The organism is Arsenicibacter sp. R0_47 (genome assembly GCF_057652235.1).
The window spans coordinates 72659-96933 of record NZ_JBYFCJ010000019.1 but is presented as its reverse complement, the minus strand read 5'-3'; the positions used below and the strand labels follow the sequence as shown (position 1 = coordinate 96933).

Below are 24275 nucleotides of genomic sequence, written 5' to 3'. Positions count from 1 at the left end.
CCCAAATTAGCCAAAACTATGCCAAAAATCAGGCATTAGTTTGTAAATGACATGTGCAATGAATAGTCTTATCCAATGCCTATACGGTAAATACAGGTAATCGGACTGTTCAGGAAGAGAGAATATATCGGAAGTCAGAAAGAACACCAGCGGCGTGTAACCGGTAATGTACCGGCAAAGATAGTTAATTCCCTATGACCTCGGGTGTCATTCAAAAAAAAATACCCTTCCGTCCGGAAGGGTATGAAGCTGATAGCTTACTATTTATCTGTCAGAAGTCGTATCCTAACGTCAAATAAGCAATAGGCCGGCTAACGACATTATTTTCAATGCCCCAGGCATAGTCAAACTTCACATAGTAGCCAAACAGCATGGTACGCGCTCCTGCCCCGTAACCGATCAGGAAGGGGTTTTTAAAGTTTGTTACCGTGGCCAGGAACGGCAGGTTGCCGCCACCGACAATTTCCGTATTCAGGCTGTTCTGACGATTAAACGGTCCGCGTCCTACCCAGGCTGTTCCTACATCGGTGAAAGCAACCAGCTGCAGATTCCGCAGGAAGTTTGATGTGATGTTACCACGGTACAGGTATTTGATCAGCGGCACACGCAGTTCAACGTTCATCAGTAAGTGGCTGTTGCCGGTTAGCTTGCCTAAACGGAAACCGCGCAGGTTTGACGCAAAATCCAGGAAGAACACATCACGGAAATCTTCCCGCTCCGGAGCCAGTGCGTTCGGTACCCGCAACGGATTGGTAGCCACATTTTCGTTCTGAATCTGCGAAGAACCAATCCAGTTTTCCATACCACCCAGTGTGCTCTGTTTCGGCGCTGCACCACCCGACTGGCTGAACGACAGGCGGCCGGCCAGAATCAGGTCACGGTGAATTTTCTGATAGTGGCGTAAATCGAGCGACAACCGGTTAAAACTCTCGGATGCAGACCGGATACCGGCATAATTCTCGAAACGCACTTTGGCCCGCGTACCCGAAATCATGTTCATGCCCGTGTTCTTGGTATTGTCGAAAACCGCTTCGGCCCGGATACCGGCATAGTCTGAGGTCAGATCCGGCTGTACCAGATTTGATAAATCTACCCGCCGGGTCAGGGCATAGAACGGTGACAGGGTCAGGCGCGTTGTAGCGGATACCGGGTAGGACGCCATCAGGGCAAAGCGGTTATACCGGTAGCGCTGACTCAGCAGCTGATTATCCAGGAATAACGTCTGCCGGTCAAAACGGGCGCCATAATCAATCCGGTGTTTCAGATTTTTATATTCAGCAAATAAATCGCTGTTCCGCAGGTTTGTCGTGATAAAGAAACCGGCATTGATGACGTGATTTTCCAATAAGTCGTTCATCGTCACATTCTGCTGGAACCCAAATCCCCGGATCGGATCAACCCGCCAGTTCGACTGTCCGTCATTGACGGTAAACAGTCCCTGGTAGTTGAATGGCCCGCGAATCGTTACGTTTTCGCGGCGGCGGTTACGCGGTGGCAACGCCGAACCAATGGATAATGACGTAGCAGAACGCCGCTGACGGTATTCCGCAGCTTTAAGCACTTCAGGATCAAACTTGTAGTTCGTAACGTCAACCTCACCTGGCTCCAGTGCCATGCGTTTAACGGTATCTGCCGGAATAGCTTTCGCGGTGGAATCGACCGACGCAGGCGCCTTTACCTCTTCTTTGACTACCGGTTTGGCAACAAGCCCAAGTAACTGATTACGCTGTGTCGGGGCCGGATCAACCGATGCCGTGAGCGGTAACTGAGCGCGGTAGCCGATATACATTTCACCGTTCCGGAGGCTGCTGTAAACAAACCCTCCGCCTGTCGGCACAAGATCATACTGGTAAATACTGTTGGCAAAAGCCGTTGTTTGCCGGATCGTACTATCCTGAAGACTTAAGCGGTACAGATTCTGAATTCCGCCGGATGCCCCCAGAAAATAAATTGTGTTCTCTCCGCCGGCAATTGGCCGGTAGGCACTCGACAGCGAATCCGTCAGCCGGCTGACAGATGTTGCCCGTGCGCCGCCTTCATGCATGAACAGCGAAAACCGGTCCTGAATAGTTCTGTACGAGCCTTTATCAACACCAAGTGTATCCAGCTTACGGTTTGAGGCGAAGACAATTTTTCCGGATGTGCGGCCGACAAACGTCGGGTTCATGTCATCATACAGGTCATTGGTCAGCTGCGCATAATTGCCCCGGTTAATGCTGTAGAGAAACAGGTCGTTCTGCCCGCGCCGGTCGGCACTGAAAACCAGGCTTCCGCCGTCGTCTGACGCATCAACGCTGACAATCTGCGTCAGTCCGTTAATGGTGCGTTTGATTTTCTGTTTGGGCCGTTTCTCAATGTCGCTATATATATATAGGTATGATTTACCGCGCTCTTCCGTAATAATGACCAGGTTGTTTCCTTTTTGCCAGGTAACAAGCGGTGTACGGGTGTAGGTTGCGTGACCATCCAGACGATACCCGCCCTGAACGATACTCATTTTTTTCTGATTACTAGTGTTAACGACTTCTACGTTGTAGCGGCCATCATGCACCGTTGTATAGGCAATAAACTGTTTATCAGGGCTTAATTTGACATCATTCAACGTCATGGTGCCATCGGCTGCCTTTAGTTTGATCCTGAAGTCATCTTTGCTTTCCTGATACGATTTACTGACGATACCGGCCATACCGGCATAGTAATCACGCCATTCACGAAGGAAACGGCTGTAAGGAACTCCCAGTGTACTTTGAATACTGCTTTGCTCATTCCGGATAATACGGGTGAGGTTGAGGATATTCGAAATATTATCCCGGCCGTATTTCTGCACAATGTAATTCCAGATTGAATGACCGACCCGCTCAGCCTCACGGCCTGACAGCAGTGACGGTTTCCGGATAGGGTGTGTCAGGGCCACATCACGCATATAATCGTCCAGTTCGACACTCCATCCTTCGGCTATATACGACGCAATACCGGGCATAAACCAATCGGGCAGGGTCAGCAACAGGGAGCTTTGAAGGGCATCTTTCAGGCTACCGCCATAGAGCATGTCATAGACAAAAAGCATCGAAACATCACGGATCAGCTGTTTGCGGAAACTCATCTGATCGCCGGTAAAGGCAATTTCGAGCCGCGATTTAGCCATATCCAGTTCACGGCCGTTCAGATCGCCGAGGGCGTGCAGGCCAATATTACTCTGCGCCAGGTCAGCCGGCGAGTTGAAGAGGAAAATCTTGATCCGGTTGTAGGGCGTATAGCCAAGCAGCTCCGTAATCCGGTCAAACTCAGACTCAGCGTATTGTGCGGTCAGCGTAGCAAGCTGGTTTCCATCCTGATAAAAGTAGATCTCAAAGTTGGCCGTTTTAACAATCTTCCAGGTGAACTCCCGGTACTGAATACGGTTTTTACCAAATTGCTCCTGGGATGGATAGTTCTGTGCTACAGCCGCCGACACAAGCCCTAGCAGTAGACTTGCCAGCAAAAGGTATTGTTTTCGCATAAAAAACGCTAAGCCCTTAATATTAACTCCGGTAATATAACGAAAGACACCGGTTAATATTCGTTTCCGGATCTAATTCTTCGTTATTAAGTAAAAACCCTGCATACTGCTGCGCAAGATAAGGAGCCAGTGAGACTCCTTTGGTACCAAGCCCGCCGAAGATGCCGACAGACGGATACTCAGGATGCAGCCCCAGAAAAGGCCGGCGGTCTTTGGTAGACGGCCGCAGCCCCGCCTGTTGGGCAACTACCTGATAAGGCACTTTTATCAACTCCTGCACTTTCTTCTCCAGAAACGCCCGGCCGTCCTCAGTTGTTTGCCAATCCAGGTCATGCCATGAATAAGTTGCGCCGATTTTTATTAACCCGTCCCGGAGTGGTAAGATGAATACCCCTTGATTAACTATATTCTTGATAGGATAATGGTTAACCGTCGCGGTGAGAACCTGTCCTTTTACAGGATTATACGGCAGCCAGTCGAATAACGGATTCTCGCGGCCTTGCGACCCGTCACAGAATATGACTTTTTTAACGCTCAGGTTATCAATAACTACTGAATCACCGGTCATTTCCAGCCAATCGGCCTCAACTTTCACTTCGGCATATTGATTTTTTTCAAGAAAATAGCCTTTGATAATTTTGAGGAACTCAGGTAAATCAACCCAGCCGCTTTGGGTAACGGTAAGACCACCGAACGGGTTATTGATTACATCACTATACATCTCATCCTCAGTGCCTTCCAGTATATATTTCGCTACTGAAGGGTCTCTGGTAATATTCAGATAAGCCTCTTTTTCGGTTAAATTCCGGAAAGGCCGGTAAATATTGCGCGGATGGAAAAAACGTACACCCAGCTTGAGCTCGATCTCACGGTAGAACTGATGCAGAAACGGGAAGAGCTTATCCGCCTGCCAGGTCTGCACCAGCTTGCGGCCGGTCAGCGGATTTACAATACCGGCCGCTACACGGGCGGCCGACGGAAGTTCGGGCGCATTAGTAACAATGACCTTGCACCCGAGTTGATCTAATGTCCAGGCGAGAACAGATCCGGCCACTCCCTGTCCAACAATCAGATAGTCGGCAGTTCTCATGGCCTCTTCTGTTCTGTCGCTTCTTTTTGTTTGATGACCTCCACCTGTTCTTCTACACGGTCAACTACCCACTGAATCTGATCAGCAAGATTCATGGCTGACGTATCCAGCAACAACGCATCATCCGCACGCCGCAACGGGCTTTCGGCGCGGGTTGAGTCGATCCGGTCACGTTTTTCCAGATTTTCAATAATTTCGGTCAGATTCACGAGCTCGCCTTTTGCCAGCAGTTCCTGCTGACGGCGCTGCGCCCGGATCAACGTGTCGGCTGTCATGAAGATTTTCACTTCCGCATCCGGAAATACCTTTGTGCCAATATCGCGGCCATCCATCACTACGCCCCGCTTACGTCCCATTTTCTGCTGCTGGGACACCATCGCCCGCCGCACCTCAGGAATGACACTTACTTCGCTGACCATATTGGAAATATACATCTTCCGGATTTCGTCTTCCACGTTTAATCCGTTCAGATATGTTTCGTTACGGCACGTTTTCGGATTGTAATGGAATGTAATATGAATATGATCCAGCGCGGCAAGTACCTCTTTAGTGTTTGTCAGGGAAACATGGTTCTGGCTGAAGAATAAACTAACCGAGCGATACATGGCGCCGGTATCAATGTAGGCATATCCCAGACGGGCGGCGACGGCTTTTGCCGTTGTGCTTTTACCACAACTCGAATAGCCGTCAATAGCAATTACGATTTTCGACATAAATTCATCGGACTGCCGCAGCAGCGAATTATCCCGCAAAGAAACGAAGAAATTAGCAGGGGGCATAGAATATACGTCATACCTCCGCCAAGAAGTCGGTCAGCTGTATGCTCAGACAATATGCTTATGCACCTGGCTTTGCGGTTCGTTAGCGTTCATTGCCTGCTTTGCCGCTTCCAGATAGTCCTGTTTCAGTAACGCAAATACGTGCTCGTCGAGGTATTTGTTATTTTTAATGGCAGCCTTGCGGTGAATAGCTTCCGGACGGAATCCGGCTTTTTCAAGCACACGCATCGAGCCTTGATTGCCCTCAAGCACACAGGCAAAAATCCGGTTGAGCTGGAACGATTTGAAAATGTAGGTTACCATGACCGGCAGCGCTTCGGTAAGGATACCCTTTCCCCAATAGGCTTCTCCCAGCCAGTAGCCGATTTCGGCGTTGTACCGGTAAATATCATCTTTTATAGTAAACCCAATATTCCCCACTGCCTGACCATTTATTTCGATCGCCAGGTTCATAGGTTGCTGGTACGACTTATTCGAGCGTATCCACGAATAGGCGTCCCGCTGCGTGTACGGATACGGAAAGAAATCCCGCACGTTGTTCCAGATATTGCGGTTACTGGCATGGTAAACCAACGACTCTTCGTCCCCATCCCGCCAGGGGCGAAGCCGGCACGTGTTGAGTTGAAATGTAATCAAAGGATCAGGTAATTTTTCGCAAACTACGCGTTTGCTAGCCGAATAACAATCCGCTATGGCAGAATGTTGGCAAAAAGTAATTGCCTTACAGCAACACCACTACCAGACTACGGGCACCGTGTGCACCAATCACCAGCGACTGCTCAATATCAGCGGTCTTCGACGGTCCCGCAATAAAAACGCCGTAGCTTAGCGACTCTGTATCAATGCGTTCATACGCTTCATGCATATTCAGCACCAGCGTTTTTTTCTCAATCAGCAGCACCAGATGCTGGGAAATAAACGGTAAGGCACGGTTCAGCATATTCGCTTCGGGCACCCAGATCGCCGCATTTTCCGCTACCCCGAACTCACCTTTCAGAACAGCTACATCCATGGCTTCCAGAGTAGCCTTATCCGTTTCATCGGTAATCTCTGTCAGCGGAATACCTGCCAGCGGTACTAATGAAGCGATGCGCTCTGCATCCGGATATACCTCACGGATCAGGTCTTCGAGCGTTTCAGATGCTGCCAGTTCGCGGGGCGTACCGCCGATTGATGTCAGAACACTCTTGTAACGGGCAACCAGATCGTCATTGCCGTCATTGAAAAACGGAATTTCCGGAAGCGGCAGTTCTGTCAGGTTATTATCACGGATTTTGGCCAGAATCGTATCGCGGACGCTCATTGTTTACACGGATTTTGTACGTAATTTATGTTTCTGCGCAAACCCTGCCTGCCGTTCGGCAGTTGATATAATGCCGTGTCGGGGTTGGGATGTGTTTCTAAAAGGCAAGTTATACAACTTTCTCATCCGAAGCTGCCTGTAGTGTCAGGTTTTGCCCCTCCCCTACCCGGTTATCTTTTTATTACGTACATTCACCCATTCGTTTAACTGAATGATTATGAACTGGGATTGGGTTATCAGTGCCTGTCTGGGCGTCGGTTTGGCAGCCTGTTGCGGGTTCCGGATTTTTGTTCCTATGCTCATTGCCAGCCTTGCGGCAAAGCTGCATATTATTGCGCCCATGCAAGGATTTGAGTGGATCAGTACCACCCCCGGCCTTTTGCTGCTGGGTATTGCTACGCTGGTTGAAATCGGGGCCTATTATATTCCGTGGCTCGATAATGTGCTGGATACCCTGGCTGCTCCGGCCGCTATCGTTGCCGGCACCCTGCTCAGCACATCGTTTCTGAAGATCGACAACCCAATCCTGGACTGGGGTCTCGGACTTATGCTGGGCGGTGGTTCGGCCGGACTTATTCAGGCCGGAACCAGTCTGCTGCGGCTCGGTTCAACGGCGACCACAGGCGGTCTGGCCAATCCGGTCGTAGCCACAACCGAGAATGCTGCATCGTTCGGTTTCTCCATCCTCGCAGTTTTGCTGCCGCTTTTTGCGTTCGTAGTGCTGTTTATCGTTGTTCTGTTTTTTGCTGCCCAGCTGGCGCGGAAAGGGCGTGTCTGGTTTACCCGCGCGGCCCAACGCAGGCCTCTACCCCCTAAAGTATAAAAGCCGGGGGAGACCCCGGCTTCCATTCAGATTTATCTACTCTGCCTGTTACAGTGTTCCGACCGTGCGTTTTACAAACGCCGTCAGGTCAGCACCGGTCAGCATGTTTTGCGACAACAGCGCCAGGTCATACAGCTGCTTCACCAGTTGTTTCTGGCTTACTTCGTCGCCCTGCTTCAATACGCGGTCAGCCAGCGGGTGATTGGCGTTTACAACCAGATTGTATGTAACCGGCATAACCCCGTAGAATGACTGCTCACCGCTCAGCTGCGACATATCCTTCATCCGGCGCATAAATTCCGGCAGCGTAATTGTCACCGGCATTTCGTCAGCCGGCATAGCTTCCACACTAACGTTCAGGCTCTTATTATCCAGTACGGTCTCGAACAGTTCTTTCAGTTTTGTCTGATCTGCTTCCGACAATACGCTCTGATTCGACAGACCTTTGTCAATCAGTTTATCCAGTGTATCGGCATCAACGCGCTTCAGCGACGTTTTTTCCAGCTTATACTCAAGGTGGTTGATAAAGTGCGGATCAATGACCGTGTCCAGCACCAAAACATCATAACCGCGACGGGTAGCTGACTCAATATAGCCGTGCTGCGCCTTCTGATCCGTTGAATACAGCCAGATTACCGCGTCATTTTTGTCAGTCTGGTTAGCCTGTACATGCTCACGGTATTCGTCGAATGTGTAGAATTTGCCTTCGGTATTTTTAAGCAGCGCAAACTCTTTTGCCTTGTCGTTGAATTTTTCGTCGCTGATAATACCGTATTTGATGAATAATCCGATATCGTCAAACTTCTCCTCAAACGCCTTCCGGTCAGCCTTAAACAACTCTGTCAGTTTGTCGGCTACTTTACGGGTAATATAACCGTTGATTTTCTTCACGTTTGAATCCGCCTGCAGGAAGCTGCGTGATACGTTCAGCGGAATGTCCGGCGAGTCAATTACCCCGTGCAGCAACATCAGGAAGTCCGGCACAATGTCCTTCACTTCGTCGGTAATGAACACCTGACGGCTGTAAAGCTGGATTTTCTCCCGCTTGACCTGGAAGTCGTTTTTCAGTTTCGGGAAATACAGTACACCGGTCAGGTTAAACGGATAATCCACGTTCAGGTGAATCCAGAACAGCGGTTCTTCCGACATCGGGTACAGCTCGCGGTAGAATTTCTTGTAATCCTCGTCGGTCAGTTCAGACGGTGCTTTGGTCCAGATCGGTGTGGCATCATTAATGATTTCGCCGTCAAACTCAATCGGCACTGGCAGGAAGCGGCCGTATTTCTCCAGAATTGAGCGGATACGGGCTTTGTTCAGGAACTCTTCCGCATCAAGGGCAATGTGCAGCACCACATCGGTACCACGCTCAGCCCGTTCGGCCGCCGAAATTTCAAACTCGGTCGAACCATCACAGACCCAGCGGGCTGCTTCAGCTCCCTCTTTGTACGAACGGGTAACGATTTCGACCTGCTCAGCCACCATAAAGGCTGAGTAGAAGCCCAGACCGAAATGGCCGATGATGGCTCCCTTGTCGTCGACTTTATCTTTATATTTTTCTAAGAACTCAGATGCGCCCGAAAAGGCAATCTGGTTAATGTATTTCTTAATCTCATCGGCTGTCATACCGATGCCCGAGTCGCTGATGGTAATGCTTTTACCTTCCTCATCGACCGTTACCGTTACCTTCAGATCGTCACCGATCTCACTGTTCACCTCGCCGAACGAAGCCAGTTTCTTTAGTTTCTGCGTTGCATCAACGGCATTGGAAACAAGCTCGCGCAGGAAAATCTCATGGTCAGAGTACAGGAACTTCTTGATGATCGGAAAAATATTTTCCGTGTGGATGGAAATTTGCCCCTTTTCTGTCTGTACGGCTTCCATAAAATGATTAATTGATTGGTTTAAAAATATGCTTACCCACGGGGCGGCAATTTTTGTTCCAGATCATTTCCGGCTGACAGATTGGCAGAAACTTCCTGTTTCAGATCGTCGTTTTACCTGTATGCAAGACAAACCTGCGTATACCGATATTTCGCTTTCTGAGCTGATGCAGCTACAGCGTAACCCTGACACAGTGGTCATTGATGTCCGCGACGAATGGGAATTTGACGAGTTTAATATCGGCGGCCTTAACATTCCCTTACCGTCAATCCGCGAGCAAAAAGACAGACTGATCCCGTATAACACACTGATTTTTGTCTGTACTAACGGCGTTCGCAGCCGCATTGCTGCCAAAGATATTTTACGCCAATCTGAGTTAATAAATAAAACCATTTTGCACCTGAGTGGCGGAATCCTCGAAGCCGAATAACAGCTCTTCATGATTCCTGCCGGGCAAAACACACCGTTACCGACCTAGCCGTTTCAAGCCAGAGACCTGACTCTCTGCTGGTAATCTGACTATGTACTTATATAGATGCCAATCTTGCGTAAAAATTGACTACGGAATTAACCATAATGTATATTTCATATAATTATTATCACCAAGTATTTGTATAAATGAATCTATGGCGTATTTTTGGTTTATAGTGATATCTATAGTTTAACGTTAAACAGTCTGTCTATCGAACACAAACAACTTCACCTGAGAGATTGATGACTAATGGGGGTTAGTGATCAAATCGAGTTATTAGGGTTGGTAACTCACTCACATCTATCTTTTTCTGCTCTTGCAAGCTGCTGCAGTATATGCCTGCGGTTGGTGTATTGTTGTACACGAAGGCAAACTATGTACTGACAGTTGCAAACTTGTAGGTAGTCATCCGACTGCTTTTACAGTGCTGTTGCATGGAATACGGCAATCTCTGATCTAAACAATGTATGTTTTTCTTCCAAAGGCGTCCTTTTATCAGGATGCTTCCTGTTGCCTTGTCTATGATTATTCCTTTGTCAGGCCCGTTTGCTCAAAAGGAACCAAATAAGCCAAAAATTACGCATGCCCGACATCTGTCAAACGCTGATAGCTTGTGGCAGCTCAAACGCGAACGATTACAGATTGCAAAGGCTAAGCGTTTATATCGTACCGGAAAAATAGCACAAGCCTATCGGCTGCTTTATCGTGTCCGGCAATCAACCACATTTGACGCCGAAGCCCGGCTTTTTCTAGGGAAATGTTTTTTACAGGTTCAGGGCCGAAATAAGCCCAATGTCCGGCAGGCAATCCGTTACCTGAGCAGTGCACTCCGGAACCGGAAAACAGAGGCCGAAGCGGCTTATACCCTTGGCAAGCTCTACGTATACGGCTTTGCTGACCTTACTCCTGATTTCCGGAAAGGGCTTGACCTGCTAAGCCGGGCGAATGCCGGCAAAGAAATACGGGCGACCTGCCTGCTCGGAGAGCTTTATTTTCAGGGTACGGCAAGTATAGAAAAGAACGAAACAACCGGACTAAGCTACCTGGAAAAAGCAGCCACTTCGGGCTCTTCTGACGCACAATGGCTGCTGGCCACTATTTACACGCAGGGCACACCAACTGTGCCAAAAGATTTAAAAAAAGCAAAGTTCTGGTATTCCCTTGTCGCGCAGTCACGCCGGACACAGCTTAACAGTACCCTTTAAACCGCATTAAACCACTTATTCAGACTGATCACTACAACATGAAAACATTTGTATTTTTTGCCCTGCTGCTAAGTACACTTACTGGTATTGCCCAGGATATACTTACACCAGGCAGCGCTGTCAATATCTCTGGTAAGCAACGTATGCTTTCTCAGCGCATGGGAAAAGATTTTATGTGCCTGTATGCCGGCCTCCAGCCTGAAGCAGCTCAAAAAGAACTATTGAGTTCACAGATTATTTTTGAGGAAAATCTTAAGGCACTAAAAGCGTTCGCACCCAATGATGCTATACGCGCCAAGCTGGTCAGAGAAGAAGAATTATGGAAAAAGTATAAAGAGTTGCTGACGCAAAATCCGGCAGACAAGGCAAATGCCCAGAACGTACTGGATTTCAATACGCAGATCCTGACTGCCGCAGACGATGTTGTACAGGAAATTGTAAAACATGTGGCCACCCTACCCGGCCGCAGCGAAACCATTACCGGAGCAGCAGTAGGCCGCAATACAAATATCTCAGGGCGTGTCCGTATGCTTTCGCAACGGCTTACGATGTACTACATTGCCTATAGCAACGGCATTGGAGAACCCAGCAGCGAACTAGTGATCATGAAAGAATCTGCCGAAAAAATACAGAGCATTATGAGTGCACTGATGACCTCTGATATCAATACAACGGATATTGATGAATCCATCAGCGAAATCATCATTGACTGGCGGCAGATTGAAGAACGATGTACTATCAACGATTGCATCAATTTCGAAAAGAAGAATGTGGATGCCAGAAACATGTTCCTGATCACGAACCGCATTGTTGCCAAAACAGATAAAGTAGTGGGTATGTACGCACGGTTATTAGACTAAGCGGGATAGGCAGCAGTCCTGTTATTGGGCTGCTGCTCCGTTTTTCAGGTCACAATCATAAAGTCAGGAATGGCAGCCTGTTTCTCGACCTGCGGCAGGTAAATGCCAAAAATTTCATGCACATTTACCCGTATCATTTGTGACAGCTGATTAAGCGGCAGGTTATTACGCTCCAGACCGAACGGCTCCTCAATCTCCTCACCGATCATCTCCAGCCCCACCAGGACGTAGGATACCAGTAACACAATCGGAACCGTGAGGTAGCCAAACTCTTCAATGATCGTAAACGGCAGCACGATCAGGTAAGCCGTGATGAAAAACTTAATGAAGTAGTTATAGGAAAACGGAATCGGCGTGCTCTTAATCCGTTCACAGATACCGTTGATGTCGAGCAGTAGAATCAGCAGTGTATTCAGGTTAATGGATTGGGCATCCGAAATTGTTCCTTTACGATACAATTCCTCTGTCCGGTTCCGTAACTGACTGACAACACCGCCGGGTACATGGCTGCGCTGTTCCAGTTCAGCAATGCCACCGATTACGGCCTCATCCAGTTCACTGAAATCACGGGTAGCACGCAGGTGATTTTTCAGGGCAAAGGGAAAGTTGGAGATCGTTTTGGCAAAATACAACCGCTCTTCAATAGCTTCTTTGGGCAGAATTGCGTGGTAGAGCACTGCCAGGTTGCGGGTTGTATTGACCAGAGCACCCCATGTCCGGCGGCCTTCATAAAAGCGGTCATAGGCCGTATTGGTCCGGAAAAGAAGTAATAAACTAAGCAGAATGCCCATTGCGCCGAAGAATTCGGCCGGGGTATAGGAGAGTTTTATGTCATAGAATGTCAGCTCGGTAATCGTTACCGCCGTGACATACAATCCGACAAAAAATAATCGCTTCAGCAGGGAAATGGCGGTCTTTCCTGTGTGGAAATGCCAGATTGCCCGCAGCCAGTGATGCCGGTTATAGAGAATCATGTGCTACCGTTGCGTGAATGAGTTTGTGGTCAGAGTACTAACCACAAACTCATCAAACTGTTGCACTTCCCGTAAAAACCTGTTTGGCCGGTCCGGTCAGGTAAACAGAGTCAAAGGTTGCTTCGCCTGTTTCTTCGAAAGAAACACTCAGCTGACCACCTAATACCTTAATCGATACCGGACTTGGCAGACCAAACTTCCGGAAGGCAGTTAAGGCCGCAGCCGTTACGCCCGTACCACATGAATACGTTTCATCTTCTACGCCACGCTCATACGTCCGGACAAATAACGTCTTATCAGGCATTATCTGCACGAAATTAACATTGGTGCCGCCCGGCTTAAAGGTGTCACTGTAGCGGATTTCCTTTCCAACGCCTACAACATCATACGATGCCAGATCGTCGACAAACCGGACAACATGCGGCGAACCGGTATTCAGAAAGGTATAATCTTCCTGCATATCCATGCCGGTCACATTACTCATCTTCAACGACACGACATCGTCTGACACACTGGCAATGTGTTCACCATCGACGGCAATAAAGCGGGTTGTCTCCTCAAACATGCCCAGATCGTAAGCAAACTGCACAATACAACGTCCGCCGTTACCACACATACTTCCTTCCGCACCATCGGCGTTGAAATAGACCATCCGGAAATCATAATCGGGGTCTACACGCAGCAAAATCAGGCCATCGGCACCAATACCGAACCGGCGGTCGCATATACGGGCAATCAGCGCCTGATCGCCGGCCGGGAAATTATCAGCCCGGTCATCGATCATCACAAAGTCATTGCCTGTACCCTGGTATTTGTAGAAGTTCATAGAAAAAATAAAAGCCGTCCTTTCAGACAGCTTTTTATAAGTTGGTAGTGCTGGCTGGTACTATGCTTTAACTTTACGCTCTTTAACGCGTGCAGCTTTACCTTGACGGCCACGGAGATAGAACAACCGTGCGCGGCGTACTTTACCAAGACGAACTACTTCGATTTTCTCGATGTTTGGCGACAGCAGCGGGAATGTACGCTCTACACCAATACCGTTAGAAACCTTGCGAACGCTGAACGTTTCGCCATTTGAATTTGGGTTACGGCGCTGGATAACCGTACCTGTAAAGACCTGAATCCGCTCTTTGTTACCTTCGCGGATTTTCACGTGCACATTAACTGTATCACCGGCACGAAACTCTGGCAGTTCGCTGCGACGTGATGCGTTTTCAGCCTCTACCAATTTAATCAGTTCATTCATGACTGTATATATCGTCAGATAGGAATTTACGTCGGACCACTCCGGCTACCCGGTGCCGAAGCGAAATGAGCCGCAAATATAGCCTTTTTTTCGGTAGCGTAAAACCCAACCCTATTAATTTCTTGAATAACTGATGGATAAGTTGGTGAAATAAGCGTAGTACTTGTAGAGTTGGCTTGTTTTTAACTAATTGCTGTTCTAAATAAACCCTTTGTTTCCGGATCATCACGCATGAAAATACTTAATATCGATCAGATCCACGCGCTTGATCAATATACGATTCAACATGAGCCGATTGCTCCGATTAACCTCATGGAACGCGCTGCCCAGGCCTTTGTCAACTGGTATGGCGTCCGTTTTTCGGCCACTCAGCCCGTTAAGGTTTTCTGCGGTTTAGGGAATAACGGCGGCGACGGTATGGCCATTGCCCGTCTGCTGATCCAGCTCGATTATCAGGTTGAGGTCTATGTGGCCCGCTATGCCCCGCGCGAATCCGACGATTTCGCTCATAACCACCGGCGGCTCAAGCTCCTGACAGCACCCGTTTATATTGAGCAGCCGCATGATATTCCGGCGCTCCGGCACAACGAGGTTGTGATCGATGCCATTCTTGGTTCAGGCCTCTCGCGCCCGACAGAAGGTATTATTAAGGAGGTAATTCAGGGCATTAACCGGTCTCCAGCCACGGTGATTTCGGTAGATATTGCCAGCGGTTTATATGCCGACCAGCCCAATCAGGCAGAGGATATTATCATCGAACCGGATTATACCGTTACCTTTCAGCTCCCGAAATTAGGCTTGCTGCTGCCTAAAAATGAACGGTTTGTGGGTGAATGGCATGTCGTTAATATCCAGCTGCATCAGCGGTTTATTGATCAGGCACCTACCTCCTATTATTATACCATGCCGGAAGAAGCCCGCCTGCTGATCCGGAAGCGAAACCGTCATGCGAACAAGGGTACATTCGGTCATGCTCTGCTGCTGGCCGGCAGTTATGGTAAGGTTGGGGCGGCTATTCTGGCGGCGAAGGCCTGTCTACGTTCCGGTGTGGGGTTGTTAACCATTCAGACACCCTTGTGTGGCTACAGCGTCATGCAGACGGCTGTACCCGAAGCCATGTGCCTGCCCGATACGCATCCGTATGTGCTGACCGGCCACACGGAGGTCGATAACCTGCCCCCTAACGATTATGCTGCCATCGGTATAGGTCCCGGTATCGGTAAGGCTCCCGAGACGCTTGCCATGCTTCGGGATGTGTTAACCACGGTCCGGAAACCGATGGTACTCGACGCCGATGCGCTGAATCTGCTGGCCGTAAACCGTGATTTACTGGGTTTATTGCCAGAGCGTAGTATTCTGACCCCGCACCCGAAAGAATTTGAACGGCTGACCCAGCGCTGGCAGAACGACTACGATAAGCTGGAAATCCTGCAGGACTTTGCCCGTCGCTTCAAAATCGTTGTCGTGCTGAAAGGCGCTCATACGGCCATCGCAACTCCGGAGGGTGATATTCACTTTAATTCAACCGGTAATCCTGGTCTCAGCACCGGTGGGACAGGTGATGTACTGACCGGCATTCTGACCGCATTGCTGGCGCAGGGCTACGACCCTGTTGAAGCTGCCGTACTGGGCGTATTCAGCCACGGACTGGCCGGTGACCATGCAGCAGACACCCGTGGTCAGATCGGTATGGTCGCATCTGATGTTATTGAGTCGCTTCGCTGGGACAAATAGCACACCAACCTAAGCAACAGTTACTTACCCTATAAATATAATCGGGAGTGTAGAAAACAATGCCATAGTTGTAGGCATTATTCTACACTCCCGATTTCTTTTGAATAAACAAGACGCGATGCTAAATTCAGAGAATACCCGCTCCTGAGGTCCGCAACCGTATTTCTACCTGCTTACTAAGTTCCGTAGTTGTACGCTAAAATCTTTGCTTTAATGGCACAAAATTTGTCTCGTAGCAAATACTAAATCTTTACGTAATTATGAAAAATTTGGCGCAACGAGACTGGAGGAATCACCGCTCATCGAAAAAAGCGGCACAAGGTCTGGATCAGACTGTGGCATTAGGGGGAGTTACGCTGGCGTTATTCACCTATATCCTCTACCATTTCATCTACCCACTACTATCCAAAGGTTTACTATGGTAGCATAATACTACCGGAATAGCTGATATACAGCAAAAGCTGACATATACGCAAGGCCCGTCATGTACAATAACTGTATGGCGGGCCATTTCCATTCTTTGGTCTCCCGGTACGTTGTCGCGATGGTACTCATACACATCATGGCAAAGACATAAAACACCAATAATGAGTACGCCAGCGCCGGTGTATACATCACCCCGCCTGTTTCCGGATTACGTTCAGCCTGCAGGCGTTGCCGGATCGTCGCTTCGTCTTCGGCATCACTGCCCCCGATACTGTATATCGTTGCCATGGTACCCACAAATACCTCACGGGCAGCAAACGAACTCAACAAGGCAATGCCGATTTTCCAGTCGTAGCCAAGCGGCTTAATAGCAGGCTCAATCATGTGTCCGAACCGGCCGGCATACGATGCTTCCAACCGCTCTGAAGCCACATGGCTTTCAATCGCAGCGTCCGGCTGACCGGCATACTGCTGACGGGCTTTTGCTTCAGCCTGGTCCAGCGAATCGCCGGGACCATAACTGGCCAGTACCCAAAGTATGATCGAAATGGCGATAATCACACGACCGGCTTCCCACACAAACGCCCGTACGCTCTCCCAGACTGTCAGGCCAACGTGGTTCCAGCGGGGCATTTTAAAGGTAGGCAGTTCCATGATAAAGAAGCTGCGCTCGTTAACATGGAGCAGTTTCTTGAAAACCCAGGCCGCCAGTAATGCCGCAACGAGACCAAGCAGGTATAAGCCCATTAAGGCCAGTCCCTGTACATTCAGAAAGCCTAATACCCGCTGTTCAGGCACAACCAGCGCAATCAGGATCGTATAGATCGGCAGGCGCGCCGAACAGCTCATCAGCGGGGTTACCATAATGGTAATCAGACGCTCGCGTCGGGTACCGATGCTGCGGGTAGCCATAATCGCCGGCACAGCACAGGCAACTCCTGAAATCAGCGGTACCACACTCCGGCCATTCAGCCCGAAGCGGCGCATGATGCGGTCCATCAGGATCATTACCCGCGACATATAGCCGGATTCTTCAAGGATGGAAATCAGGAGAAATAAGGCGGCAATCTGCGGAATAAATACCAGCACCCCGCCAATCCCGGCCAGAATACCGTCGGTAAGCAGATTGGTAAACGCCCCTGCCGGTAAACTGTCTTTCAGCGCCCCGCTCAGATAGGCAACGCCCTCGTCGATGGCATCCATAAACGGCTGCGCCCAGGCGAAAATAGCCTGAAAGATCAGCAGCAGAATCAATGTAAAGAAGATATAGCCTCCTACCGGATGCATCAATATCCTGTCCATTTTCTGGCTCCAGGTTGGCTGATTCAGCGGCCGGCTATCGGTCACGGCTTCTGTCACAACAGCTGCAATGCGCTGATAGCGCTGGATGGTTTCTTTGGCCTGAAACTCTGTTTCAACAAACTGATGCTTCTCAATGAGTTCATCAAGCCCGACCCGTTGCCCGCGATCCAGAAACGAGAAGCCGTCATGCTGAATAATGTATTGCAGGGCGAGGTAATTATTGGTGAGGCCATACCGGGCCTTTGTATCATCAATCAGACCGGCAATATCCTGCGCCGGATCAAAAAAGAGCCGCTCCGGCAGCGTCGGCTGACGCAGTTGCCCGGTTACCGCTTTCTTAAGCAGCCCCAGCCCTTCGCCCGTGCGGGCATTTACGCGGACCACCGGTACACCTAAGCGCATAGCCAGTTTTACGGCATTTATTTCCTGATGCTGCTGATGGGCTACATCCAGCATATTCAGGGCCAGTACCACCGGTACGCCCAAATCAGTAATCTGGGTAAAGAGCAGCAGATTCCGGCGAATGTTGGAGGAATCAACTACCACCACGGCAACATCCGGATAATCCGGGTGAGCGGGGTTCGCCAGAATATCAGTAACAATCTGTTCGTCAGGAGACTTGGGATAGATGGAGTAAACGCCGGGAAGGTCAATGACCGTGGCCTCAGTCTGGGCATCGAGCAAACACGTACCCGACTTCTTATCAACCGTTACGCCCGGGAAGTTTCCGGTCTTTTGCCGTAAACCGGTTAACTGATTAAATAGAGAGGACTTACCAGCGTTAGGATTACCAATTAAAGCGATTATAGGTGCTGCTTTCAATGAATCTTTCCGGGAAGACCTGGCCGGTTCGGTGCCGGCCGGTTCACGACTCAACATAACTACACTCCTTTACTCTACCAGAATCGTGGCAGCTTCAGACTTCCGCATGGATAAGCAGTAGCCCGATACATTTAAACAAATCGGATCACCAAGCGGCGCTTTGCAGTGTAAGCAAACCTCAGCACCAGGTAGACAACCCATCTCCAGCAATTTCAAAGACATCCACTGATCGTTAAATGACTTGATGGTGGCTCTTTCTCCAATTTTCAGATCTGCTACACTTCTTTTGCTCATGTTGGTAGTCGGTTGGCGTCCGTCAGTTACGTAAAATAAGCCCAGAAACTATTTAGACTCATTCAAATTAACGCAATTTTACGGCGGAAAGTTTGCAATACCAAACTTTCCCGGAATTATTCCTGCATGATCTTAATCAGTATTCCGGATGCTTACAGCGCTGATGACAATCACCTGCGAAATCTCCCCCTACCGATTGCTTTTTGTCGTATTTTTGTAGTCAGTATTACCTGAAGCTACTCACAGGTTTCGGGACAATGACTTTTGACTGAGGATCTATGCGACAGATCAGCGCGCTAATGCGTAAAGAGTTTTTACTGGAATGGCGGCAGCGATATGCCCTTAACGGCATGCTCCTCTACATTGTAGGGGCCGTTTTTGTCTGTTACCTGAGCTTTAACGCCCGCCGGAATCTGTTAACTCCGATTGTCTGGAATACGTTATTCTGGATCATTCTGCTGTTCTCCGCTATTAATGCAATTGCCAAGAGTTTTGTTCAGGAACGGGCCGGCCGCATGCTCTATTATTATACACTGGCCAGTCCGCAGCAGATTATTATTGCCAAGATCCTGTATAATACGGTGTTAATGCTGGTTCTGGCCGGTCTTGGTTTTGGTGTCTATGCCTTTATCTTAGGGAATCCGGTCAACGATGTTCCGCTCTATATAGGTGCTTTAGTACTGGGAGCGGTGGGTTTTGCCGGCTCACTGACGCTCATTGCCGGTATTGCCTCGAAAGCAGAAAACTCGGCGACGCTGATGGCTATCCTCAGCTTCCCGGTAGTGCTGCCGTTGCTGCTTATGCTGCTTCGTCTGTCAAAAAACGCACTTGACGGACTTGATCGTAGCGTTAGTTTAGATGAGGTCAGTATTTTGCTGGCGATTGATGCCATTGTACTGGCACTTTCCTGGATGTTGTTTCCGTTTTTATGGCGGAGTTAATTTTTTTCTTAGTTCTGATTTTGTACGAATGCATATGCGTATTGCCTGGTGGAAAATTGTCAGCGTTGTTATTTTAACATACGTCATTTTTTGGGGATTGATCGGAGGTGTTCCGCGGCTACCTATTCTAAACGAGAGTATCCGCAACGTGTATTTCCACGTACCGCTCTGGTTCGGGATGGTGATTTTGCTGCTCACCTCCATGATTTTCTCGGTTAAATATTTACGGAATAACCGGCCCGACGATGATCTGGTGGCCGTTGAATTTGCCAATACGGCTATATTGTTCGGCCTGCTGGGCTGCGCAACGGGATCGACCTGGGCCAATTTTACCTGGGGTGAACCATGGCCTAACGATCCCAAACTAAACGGTGTGGCCGTGGGTATGCTGCTGTACTTTGCCTACCTGATTCTGCGTGGCTCCTTTGACGATGAACAGCGCCGGGCACGGATCTCAGCCGTATACAACATATTTGCCTTTGCGGTATTCATCCCGCTTATTTTCATCTTACCCCGCCTGACAGATACCCTGCACCCAGGCAACGGCGGTAACCCTGCATTTGGCCAATACGATATGGATAACCAGATGCGGATGGTCTTTTATCCGGCCGTTATCGGATTCACACTGCTGGGTGTCTGGATTACGGACGTGCGGGTGCGGCTACGCCGTGTCCGTGCAGCGCTGGAAGCATAAACCGGCGGAATGTTTTATTTTCTTTTTCTGTTTCACAAAATGTAACGATATGTATCCAATGGTATCATTCGTTATCCAAAAGCATACGATATGACGTTGTTAACAACAGTATCTTTCCTTCAGGAGCAGGTCGAAATGGCCGATCAGCTTCGGTCCGACGGCAAAATATGGGTCGTTGTGGCGGTTATTGCCCTTGTATTCGCCGGCATTATTACTTATCTGATCCGGCTCGACCGTCAGGTAGGCAAGCTGGAAAAAGAGATTAAAGACACCCAATCACACAAATCAGCCGCGCGGATTTCCTGACGGCCGTATTCCGGTTTTACTCCCTTTTTCAATTAAAACCATGAAAATCTCTCACATATTCGGTATCATCGTTATTGCGATTGCCATCGGTATTATTGTATCAACCGCAGGCGATGCCAGCTCATACGTAACGTTTACGAAAGCGCAGGAAATGGCCAGCAACGGGGATAATGACATGATCCACGTGGTAGGTAAACTACAGAAAAATACCAGTGGTCAGATTACAGATCTGATTTACGACCCGCGGATTGACCCGAACCATTTTGAATTTACACTGGTCGATAATGAGAATAAACCCTGCAAGGTTATTTACAACGCCCCGAAACCGCAGGATTTTGACCGTTCGGAGCAAGTCGTTGTTATCGGCGCGATGCAGGGTAATCACTTCCAGGCAGACAAAATTCTGCTGAAGTGCCCGTCGAAGTACCAGGAAAACAAACTGGAGACTAAAGAGTACACCGCAAAAAAAGTTTAATGAGTGCGTGACCGGACGGTCAGGGTAGCCCTGCTGCCGGCTCTTCCGGTCACACGCTGATTCACTCCTTGTAAGCCTTATGCATGCAACCATTGGTAATGTAGGTCACTTCTTTGTCATCCTGTCGTTTGTGACAGCCCTGGTGTCAACAATTGCCTACTTCATTTCAGCACTCAACCGACAGGAAACTGCTGCGGTCTCAATCGACGAAGAACCGGAACTGGCCTATGCCTCGGCCGATGGCACGGTGGTTAAATCTGCCAGACGGACAGGTGCACGGTCTGCCGCTGCCGCCGCCCCGTCAACCGGAACAAACAGTGACGACTGGCGGAAACTGGCCCGCTGGTCGTTTTATGTGCACGGAGCAGCGGTTATCGGCGTTATTTACTGTCTGTTCTCTATTGTCTACAACCATTATTTCGAGTACCACTACGCATGGAGTCACTCATCGCGGGCGTTACCGCTGAAATACATGATTTCGTGTTTCTGGGAAGGACAGGAAGGGAGCTTCCTGCTCTGGCTTTTCTGGAATGCTCTGCTGGGAATCTGGCTCATTAACAGTAACGGCAAACAGTGGGAAGGCCCGATGATGACGGTGTTTGCCCTGGTACAGGCGTTCCTGGCATCGATGATCCTGGGCGTGGTGTTCGGCGGGACGTTCAAGCTGGGCAGCTCGCCGTTTCTGCTGCTGAAAGAAGCCATTCCGGATGACCCTATCTTCAAGATGGATCCGAACTTTATTCCGGAAGACGGTAACGGTCTGAATGCCCTTTTGCAGAACTACTGGATGGTCATTCACCCGCCAACCCTGTTTCTCGGCTTTGCGCTCACGCTGGTACCGTTTGCCTACTGCGTAGCGGGTCTCTGGCAAAACAAGCCTCTTGACTGGATTCGCCCTGCCCTGCCGTGGTCATCGCTGGGTGCGCTTATTCTGGGCGTCGGGATCATGATGGGTGGTTACTGGGCCTACGAAACCCTGAACTTCGGCGGCTACTGGAACTGGGACCCTGTCGAAAATGCGGTTTACGTGCCGTGGCTGGTACTGGTTGGTGCCATCCATACCATGCTGATTGCCCGCAAGAGTTCAACCGGCCTTAAAACCGCCATTATTCTGACCATTGCACAGTTCCTGCTCATTATTTATTCGACTTTCCTGGCACGGAGCGGTATACTCGGTAATGCCTCGGTGCACTCCTTTACAGACCTCGGTCTGTCGGGGCAGCTGCTGATCTACCTGCTGGCGTTCATCGCCCTTTCGGTGGCCCTGATCGTGAGCAAATGGAAGCTGATTCCGGGCGACGAGCAGGAAGTGGCGGTCTACAACAAGGAATTCTGGATTTTTATCGGCGCAACGATTCTGTCGCTGGCCGCCTTCCAGGTGATTGCAACGACCTCTATTCCGGTATATAACAAAGTGGCTGAGCTGTTCGGCGTTGTGTCGAACCTTGCGCTCCCTGCCGATCAATCGGCCCACTACAATAAATTCCAGATCTGGTTCTTCGTTGCTATTGCCATTCTGACCGGCATCGGGCAGTTTCTGTGGTGGCGCAAGATTGAGAAAAGTAACCTGAACGCACTGGTTACGCCTGGCATCGTTACCCTTCTGATCAGTGCGGCAATTATTGCACTGGCCAAAGTCGGCGACCCGATCTACATGGTGTTGCTGGTGTCGTCCGTATTTGCACTGGTGGCCAACTCGACCATCATGATCGGGGTGCTGAAAGGCAACTACAAGCTGTCGGGTGGTGCAGTCGCCCACATCGGCCTTGCCCTGATGCTGATCGGGGTGCTGTTCTCGTCCGGCTATTCGCACGTTGTCTCCGTAAATAACAGCGGTCTGCTGATTTCCCGGCAGGAAGAATTCACGAAAAACAACAACCGCGAGAATAAGGAAAACGTGCTGCTCTGGATGAATCAGCCGGAGAAGATGGATAATTACCAGCTGACCTACCGCGGCGAGCGGATTGAAATCCGGGATGTACCGGGTTATGTACCGCGTTCATGGGTATCGGTCATTGAAGGCGATTTCCACGGCGTGGCACAGCGGGACATCATCCAGAACGGACAGCTGTATCACAAAAAAGGAGATACCATGGCGGTCTATCCGGAAAATACCTATTACGAGGTAGAATACCGCGAAGCCAACGGCAAGATCTTCTCGCTGTATCCGCGGGCGCAGGTTAACGAAAAAATGGGGCTGCTGGCTTCTCCGGATATTAAGCGCAAGGTGGGCCGCGATCTGTATACCTACGTTTCGTCGATTCCGGATCCGGAGCAGGGCTCTGAGTGGGAAAAGACCGAGACATATAAGGTGGCCATCAAAGACACATTCTTCCTCAATGATTACGTAGCGATTCTCGACAACGTGGTCCGGACGAATGACATCGACGGCATGACACTCGGGCCTCAGGATGCCGCCGTGAAGGCCGTTGTCCGGGTACTCGACAAAAATAAGGAGCATATCATTTCGCCGGCCTTTATCATCAAAGACCGCGTTGTGGGCCGGAAAGCTGAGATTAACGAAGACCTTGGCTTACGGATTCAACTGAACGAAATTGATCCGGCATCGGGTCAGTTTACCTTCGCCGTTAACCGCACACAGCGGAAATGGATTGTGATGAAAGCGCTGGAAAAACCATACATCAACCTCCTCTGGATTGGTACGCTGGTGGTGGTACTGGGCTTTGCCTTATCCACTGTCCGCCGCTACCGCGATTTCTCCAGAATGAGACTGCGGGATTAAGAAACAGGCAATGTAAAATGAATAATGGTTAATGAATGCTTCGGGGCTTAGCTAGTACACTCCTTCCACTATCCATTTTACATTGCTCATTATTCATTCAGATAAGCATTGGGTACGACAGAACATTCGGGCGTCGTACCCGTTTTTTATGTATTGCTGATTACAGATTATGAAACTGAAAGACACCGTTCTGCTCTCGCTGGCTATCGGCAGCTTTTTACTGTGGGTGCTTGAGATCCGCAGAACGAACAACTTTGCCGACAGCTATCCGTTTTTAATGCTTGCCCTGGCTTTTCTGCTGGCCTTTCAATTCGTACGGGTCAAACGGCGTCAGGAGAATAAAGAAGTTTCGCCAACGATTAAAGACATGGCGGAGCGCAAAAAGAAAAAGAAAAAATAACCC

Annotated in this window: 22 protein-coding genes; 11 read left to right on the top strand and 11 right to left on the bottom strand. The window is 49.5% G+C overall.

The window, feature by feature from the left end:
• Positions 1–271: 271 nt before the first annotated feature.
• From AC23NW_RS24930 to AC23NW_RS24910, 5 genes are all read right to left on the bottom strand, one after another.
• Entirely contained in the window at positions 272–3499 is a 3228-nt protein-coding gene (locus AC23NW_RS24930; RefSeq protein ID WP_487452872.1) for a hypothetical protein, read from the bottom strand.
• A gap of 22 nt (positions 3500–3521) precedes the next feature.
• The gene (locus tag AC23NW_RS24925) at positions 3522–4589 is read right to left on the bottom strand and encodes an NAD(P)/FAD-dependent oxidoreductase (protein WP_487452870.1); all 1068 of its coding nucleotides are present in this window, start codon (positions 4587–4589) and stop codon (positions 3522–3524) included.
• Positions 4586–5302 (bottom strand): (d)CMP kinase, encoded by a 717-nt coding sequence (cmk, locus tag AC23NW_RS24920; protein WP_487452900.1) that lies wholly within the window; start codon positions 5300–5302, stop codon positions 4586–4588. Before cmk ends, AC23NW_RS24925 begins: the two co-directional genes overlap by 4 nt.
• 111 nt (positions 5303–5413) lie before the next feature.
• Positions 5414–6004, bottom strand: coding sequence for a GNAT family N-acetyltransferase (locus tag AC23NW_RS24915; protein WP_293838243.1), 591 nt, complete (start codon positions 6002–6004; stop codon positions 5414–5416).
• Between the two features lie 85 nt (positions 6005–6089).
• Positions 6090–6671 (bottom strand): LutC/YkgG family protein, encoded by a 582-nt coding sequence (locus tag AC23NW_RS24910; RefSeq protein WP_293838240.1) that lies wholly within the window; start codon positions 6669–6671, stop codon positions 6090–6092.
• 217 nt (positions 6672–6888) lie between these two features.
• Here AC23NW_RS24910 and AC23NW_RS24905 point away from each other — a divergent pair, with 217 nt between their 5' ends.
• A complete protein-coding gene (locus AC23NW_RS24905; protein WP_487452868.1) occupies positions 6889–7494 on the top strand; it encodes a DUF4126 domain-containing protein in 606 nt (201 codons plus the stop codon).
• Between the two features lie 48 nt (positions 7495–7542).
• Here AC23NW_RS24905 and htpG read toward each other — a convergent pair whose 3' ends face one another.
• Positions 7543–9375: a molecular chaperone HtpG gene (gene htpG, locus AC23NW_RS24900; protein WP_293838234.1), complete on the bottom strand. Its 1833-nt coding sequence runs from the start codon at positions 9373–9375 to the stop codon at positions 7543–7545.
• A 121-nt stretch (positions 9376–9496) separates the two neighbouring features.
• Here htpG and AC23NW_RS24895 point away from each other — a divergent pair, with 121 nt between their 5' ends.
• The 3 genes from AC23NW_RS24895 (at position 9497) to AC23NW_RS24885 (ending at position 11912) form a co-directional block, all read left to right on the top strand.
• Positions 9497–9805, top strand: a complete 309-nt coding sequence (locus AC23NW_RS24895) for a rhodanese-like domain-containing protein (RefSeq protein ID WP_487452866.1) — start codon at positions 9497–9499, stop codon at positions 9803–9805.
• 653 nt (positions 9806–10458) lie between these two features.
• On the top strand, positions 10459–11052 hold the full coding sequence (locus tag AC23NW_RS24890) for a tetratricopeptide repeat protein (protein ID WP_487452864.1): 594 nt from the start codon (positions 10459–10461) through the stop codon (positions 11050–11052).
• 38 nt (positions 11053–11090) lie between these two features.
• Positions 11091–11912 carry a type IV pili methyl-accepting chemotaxis transducer N-terminal domain-containing protein gene (locus AC23NW_RS24885; RefSeq protein ID WP_487452862.1) on the top strand — a complete coding sequence of 274 codons (822 nt, stop codon included), beginning with the start codon at positions 11091–11093 and terminating at the stop codon, positions 11910–11912.
• A gap of 44 nt (positions 11913–11956) precedes the next feature.
• Here AC23NW_RS24885 and AC23NW_RS24880 read toward each other — a convergent pair whose 3' ends face one another.
• Genes AC23NW_RS24880 through rplS form a run of 3 tightly spaced genes read right to left on the bottom strand, consistent with a single transcriptional unit; the run spans position 11957 to position 14135 of the window.
• On the bottom strand, positions 11957–12886 hold the full coding sequence (locus tag AC23NW_RS24880; protein ID WP_487452860.1) for a bestrophin family protein: 930 nt from the start codon (positions 12884–12886) through the stop codon (positions 11957–11959).
• 52 nt (positions 12887–12938) lie between these two features.
• The gene (gene dapF, locus AC23NW_RS24875) at positions 12939–13712 is read right to left on the bottom strand and encodes a diaminopimelate epimerase (protein WP_487452859.1); all 774 of its coding nucleotides are present in this window, start codon (positions 13710–13712) and stop codon (positions 12939–12941) included.
• A gap of 60 nt (positions 13713–13772) precedes the next feature.
• On the bottom strand, positions 13773–14135 hold the full coding sequence (gene rplS / locus AC23NW_RS24870) for a 50S ribosomal protein L19 (RefSeq protein WP_293838222.1): 363 nt from the start codon (positions 14133–14135) through the stop codon (positions 13773–13775).
• Between the two features lie 231 nt (positions 14136–14366).
• Between rplS and AC23NW_RS24865 the strand changes: the two genes are divergently transcribed.
• On the top strand, positions 14367–15869 hold the full coding sequence (locus tag AC23NW_RS24865; RefSeq protein ID WP_293838220.1) for an NAD(P)H-hydrate dehydratase: 1503 nt from the start codon (positions 14367–14369) through the stop codon (positions 15867–15869).
• A gap of 432 nt (positions 15870–16301) precedes the next feature.
• Here the strand turns inward: AC23NW_RS24865 and feoB are convergent, their stop codons facing one another.
• Together feoB and AC23NW_RS24855 are read right to left on the bottom strand one after the other, a co-directional pair.
• On the bottom strand, positions 16302–18476 hold the full coding sequence (feoB, locus tag AC23NW_RS24860; protein WP_487452857.1) for a ferrous iron transport protein B: 2175 nt from the start codon (positions 18474–18476) through the stop codon (positions 16302–16304).
• Between the two features lie 12 nt (positions 18477–18488).
• Entirely contained in the window at positions 18489–18713 is a 225-nt protein-coding gene (locus tag AC23NW_RS24855; RefSeq protein ID WP_083422020.1) for a FeoA family protein, read from the bottom strand.
• Positions 18714–18991: 278 nt separating this feature from the next.
• Here AC23NW_RS24855 and AC23NW_RS24850 point away from each other — a divergent pair, with 278 nt between their 5' ends.
• From AC23NW_RS24850 to AC23NW_RS24825, 6 genes are all read left to right on the top strand, one after another.
• Positions 18992–19654 carry a heme exporter protein CcmB gene (locus AC23NW_RS24850; protein ID WP_487452856.1) on the top strand — a complete coding sequence of 221 codons (663 nt, stop codon included), beginning with the start codon at positions 18992–18994 and terminating at the stop codon, positions 19652–19654.
• Positions 19572–20348, top strand: a complete 777-nt coding sequence (ccsA, locus tag AC23NW_RS24845; protein WP_487452855.1) for a cytochrome c biogenesis protein CcsA — start codon at positions 19572–19574, stop codon at positions 20346–20348. The genes AC23NW_RS24850 and ccsA (AC23NW_RS24845) overlap by 83 nt, the downstream gene beginning before the upstream one ends.
• A gap of 90 nt (positions 20349–20438) precedes the next feature.
• Positions 20439–20654 (top strand): CcmD family protein, encoded by a 216-nt coding sequence (locus AC23NW_RS24840; protein ID WP_293838206.1) that lies wholly within the window; start codon positions 20439–20441, stop codon positions 20652–20654.
• A 40-nt stretch (positions 20655–20694) separates the two neighbouring features.
• A complete protein-coding gene (locus tag AC23NW_RS24835) occupies positions 20695–21129 on the top strand; it encodes a cytochrome c maturation protein CcmE domain-containing protein (protein ID WP_293838203.1) in 435 nt (144 codons plus the stop codon).
• 79 nt (positions 21130–21208) lie between these two features.
• On the top strand, positions 21209–23872 hold the full coding sequence (ccsA, locus tag AC23NW_RS24830) for a cytochrome c biogenesis protein CcsA (RefSeq protein WP_487452853.1): 2664 nt from the start codon (positions 21209–21211) through the stop codon (positions 23870–23872).
• 169 nt (positions 23873–24041) lie between these two features.
• Complete coding sequence (locus AC23NW_RS24825; protein WP_071504362.1) at positions 24042–24272, top strand: hypothetical protein; 231 nt, start codon at positions 24042–24044, stop codon at positions 24270–24272.
• Positions 24273–24275 lie beyond the last annotated feature (3 nt).